This window comes from Ilumatobacter sp. (genome assembly GCF_049588435.1).
Classification (GTDB): Bacteria; Actinomycetota; Acidimicrobiia; order Acidimicrobiales; family Ilumatobacteraceae; genus Ilumatobacter_A.
Genome location: NZ_JBAVYV010000577.1, coordinates 1 through 3,995 on the forward strand (window position 1 = coordinate 1; position 3,995 = coordinate 3,995).

5 protein-coding genes are annotated in these 3,995 nt (G+C 66.3%); all 5 read left to right on the forward strand.

Going from position 1 to position 3,995, the window contains the following annotated elements:
• Positions 1-149 precede the first annotated feature (149 nt).
• Complete coding sequence (locus WBV89_RS21715; RefSeq protein WP_423983417.1) at positions 150-617, forward strand: Lrp/AsnC family transcriptional regulator; 468 nt, start codon at positions 150-152, stop codon at positions 615-617.
• 176 nt (positions 618-793) lie between these two features.
• Complete coding sequence (locus WBV89_RS21720) at positions 794-1,147, forward strand: YciI family protein (RefSeq protein WP_423983418.1); 354 nt, start codon at positions 794-796, stop codon at positions 1,145-1,147.
• A complete protein-coding gene (locus WBV89_RS21725) occupies positions 1,140-2,411 on the forward strand; it encodes an RNA polymerase sigma factor (RefSeq protein ID WP_423983419.1) in 1,272 nt (423 codons plus the stop codon). The genes WBV89_RS21720 and WBV89_RS21725 overlap by 8 nt, the downstream gene beginning before the upstream one ends.
• Positions 2,412-2,610: 199 nt before the next feature.
• The gene (locus WBV89_RS21730; protein WP_423983420.1) at positions 2,611-3,609 is read left to right on the forward strand and encodes an aldo/keto reductase; all 999 of its coding nucleotides are present in this window, start codon (positions 2,611-2,613) and stop codon (positions 3,607-3,609) included.
• A gap of 64 nt (positions 3,610-3,673) precedes the next feature.
• A partial coding sequence (locus tag WBV89_RS21735) for a nuclear transport factor 2 family protein (protein WP_423983421.1) occupies positions 3,674-3,995 on the forward strand: 322 nt, incomplete at its 3' end.

Genomic DNA, 3,995 nt, shown 5'->3' on the forward strand with positions numbered 1-3,995 from the left:
GGGCTGGTGGTCGCGGCGGTGGTGGTCTCGGTGGCGGTGGTCGATCCGGCCATGCCTCCAGAGTGTCACTTCTCGGTCGATCGGTGGGAGGTTCGCGTCAGGTCGGGACGAACGAGTCATCGATTCATCAATTCGAGTACGTTCGTTCCATGACAGAGCTCGATGACATCGACCGCGGGATGATCGACCTCCTCCGCTCCGACGGACGGATGTCCGCGCCGATGCTCGCCGAGCAACTCTCGATCGGGCGCGCCACTGCCTACAGCAGGCTCGATCGGTTGACGGAGTCCGGTGCGATCGCGGGGTTCTCGGCCCGGGTCGATCCAGTCGCGGTCGGGATGGCCGTGTCGGCGTTGGTGCTTGTCAACGTCCGCCAGGGCCTGTGGCGCGACCTGCGTGATCGACTGCGCTCGCTTCCCGGCGTCGAGTGGCTCGGTGTCGCGACGGGACGCTTCGACTTCGTCCTCCTCGTCCGCGGCGATTCGCTCGAGCACCTGCGCGACGTCGCCCTCCACGAACTCCAACACATCGACGGCGTTCGATCGGCCGAAACCGTCGTGCTGCTCGACGAGATCGACCAGCGCGATCACCCCATCTGGCACGCCAGCGCAGACTGACACCCCCTCCGCTGAATTTCTGACGGATCGAGACGGCTGACGGCACGATCCGCCGCAATTTCGAATCGGGCGACATCGCCGACGAAGAAATCCTCGGAATTGTCGGTCGACGCTGTCGATTCGCGGTTCCGCCGTTCGTCCTAGTGTCACCAACCAACAACACGGAGGTACCGACCATGAAGTACGCATGCTTGATCTACAGCGTGGAGTCCGACCCGATTGCCCACCCCGACCCCACGACCGAGGCCTTCGCTCCGATCATGGCCGGGTACATGGCCTTCGGCGAGGAATTCGGTCCGAAGATCGTCGCCGGCGAAGCGCTCGAGCCGGTGGCGACAGCAACGTGCGTCCGAGTACGCGACGGTGACACCATCACGACGGACGGACCGTTCGCCGAGACGAAGGAGCAACTCGGCGGGTTCTACCTCATCGAGGCCGGCGACCTCGACGAGGCCATCGCCATCGCGGCAAAGATTCCACATGCCTCGATGGGAACGATCGAGGTCCGCCCCGTGCCGAACTTTGGCTGATTCGTCAGCACCGTCTCGGCGCCACGTCGCCGAGATCGTTCGCAGCGAGTGGTCGCGAATCGTCGCGACCCTCGTTGCGAGGTTCGGCGATCTGAGCGATGCCGAGGATGCTGCCCAGGACGCCGCCGAGCAGGCATTGCACGACTGGCCGCGTTCCGGTCTGCCGGATGAGCCCCGCGCGTGGTTGACCGTCGTCGCGAGGAGGCGCCTCATCGATCGCGCCCGCCGCGATGCGGTCGGTCGGGAGAAGTATGCGATCGCAGCACGACTCGACGCCGACGACCGAGGCGACCGCGACCTCGACGACGAACTCGACACCTCGTCGATGCGCGACGAACAGCTGCAGCTGATCTTCGGATGCTGCCACCCCGCTCTGTCGCGGGAAGCCCAGGTCGCGCTCACCCTGCGCTCGGTCGGCGGTCTGACGACGAGCCAGATCGCGGCCGCGTTCCTCGAGCCCGAGCCGACGATCGCGCAACGTCTCGTGCGCGCCAAGAGAAAGATCCGGGCGGCAGCGATCCCGTTCAGAATTCCGCCCGACGCCGAATTGCTGTCCCGCACCGATCTTGTCCGCACAGTGATCTACCTGGTCTTCAACGAGGGATACGACGCGTCGTCGGGTGACGAGCACATGCGAGTCGACCTGTGCGATGAGGCGATCCGACTGGCCGACCTGTTGGTCGAGCTCACCCCCGACGATCCGGAGTCGCTCGGCCTGGTCGCGCTCTTCCTGCTGATCCACTCCCGACGCGACGCGCGTGTCGAGGACGATGGCCTCGTCCTCCTCGCGGACCAGGATCGTGGACAGTGGGATACGACGATGATCGAGCGCGGAACCGCAACTCTCGATCGCGCGCTGCGTCTCGACCGACCCGGTCCGTTCCAGATCCAAGCTGCGATCAACGCGCTCCATGTCGAAGCCCGGACCGCCGCCGACACCGATTGGGAGCAGATCGAGTTGCTCTACCGCCAGCTCGTCGCCCGCTCACCGACACCTGTGGTCGAACTCAACCACGCGGTCGCTGTGGCCATGACGCGGGGCCCCGCGGCCGGGTTGGCACGACTCGACGCACCGGCACTCACCGACGCGCTGGCGGATTACTCCCACTTCCACGCAGCTCGCGGACATCTCCTCGCCGAACTCGACGACCGTGGCGCAGCTTCGGCGGCGTACACGCGTGCGCTCGACGTCGCGCGCAACGACCTCGAGCGGTCCTTCCTCGCCGAGCGACTGGCCACGGTCTCCGCCCCACCCGGCCGCTGACCCGACGTCCCGACCCACGTCACCCCGGTCGTATCTCCGTTCCCACCCGCCGACCCGATCCCACCCGCCGATTCGATCCCTCCCGGCGTCCCGACCCTCCCGAAATCCCGGCGGATCCTGACGCTGACCGCCACCATCCGCCGCAAATTCGACTCGCGCCGGACCGAAGCTCGGCGGGCGTCGGGCCTACGGTGGCTCGATGGAACACGTGAAGTTCGGTCGTACCGGCATGCCCGTCTCGAAGCTGTGCCTCGGCACCATGACGTTCGGGACGCAGTGCGATGAACAGACCTCGTTCGAGATCCTCGACACCGCGTTCGACGCAGGCATCACGTTCATCGACACCGCCGACGCGTACCCGAACGGCCAGGACGGTGAACTGGCCGGGCTGACCGAGGAGATCATCGGTCGATGGATGACCGATCGGGGTCGGCGCGACGACGTCATCCTGGCGAGCAAGTTCTGGGCTCCGATGGGGCCCAACCCATGGAACCGGGGAGCGAGCCGCAAGCACATCATCGGCGCGCTCGACGCGTCGTTGCGACGGCTCGATACCGACTACCTCGATCTGTTCCAGATCCACTTCTTCGACTCCGACACCCCGATCGACGACACGCTGCGCGCCCTCGACGACATGGTCCGCCAGGGAAAGGTCCGCTATGTCGGCTGCTCGAACTTCGCGGCGTGGCAGCTCGCCCGAGCGATCGGGCGGAGCGAAGCACTCGGCATCTCGCGGTATGAATCGGTCCAACCGCGCTACAGCCTCGTGCACCGTGACATCGAGCGCGAGCTCCTCCCGCTGTGCCGTCACGACGACATCGCCGTGATGGTCTACAACCCGATCGCCGGCGGACTGCTGACCGGCAAGCATCAGCCGGCGGCGGGTCCGACCGAGGGGACCCGGTTCACGTTGGGCAGCGCGTCGAAGCGCTACCAGGACCGTTACTGGGCCGACGACAAGTTCGACGTGGTCGACGCCATGCGCCCGCTCGCCGCGGCTGCAGGAATCTCACTCGCCCAGATGGCGGTCGGCTGGGTGCTGGCGAACCCGGACGTGACCGTGCCGATCGTCGGAGCGAGCTCGAACGGCCAGCTCGCGGATGCCGTCGCCGCCGTGGAACGTCCGCTCGATGCCGAACTCAAGGCACAGCTCGACGAACTCACGATGCGCTATCGAGCCGTCGACGCTGCGCGCTGACCACGACGCGGGCTGTGGTCCCCGACAACGGGTGGAACGGAGCATCGCGCAACACTGGACGACCATGACGAATCTCCAGCACGATGTGTACGACGTCGGCCAGGTGATGATCCGATACGCGACATCGGTCGACCAACGCGACCTCGAGCGATACGCCACATGTTTCACCTCCGACGTCGTCGTGACCGGGTTCGGCGACATCGAGTTCGACGACCGCGACACCTACGTCGCCTGGGTTGCCCAGGCGCTCGAGCGGTACAGCGCAACCCATCACCAGATCACGAACCAGGAGGTCGAGGTCGACGGCGATCGCGCCCATCTGCGCAGCTACGTCCAGGCCACGCACGAGAACGCCGCCGACCACGACGAGTTGATCATCCTGTGGG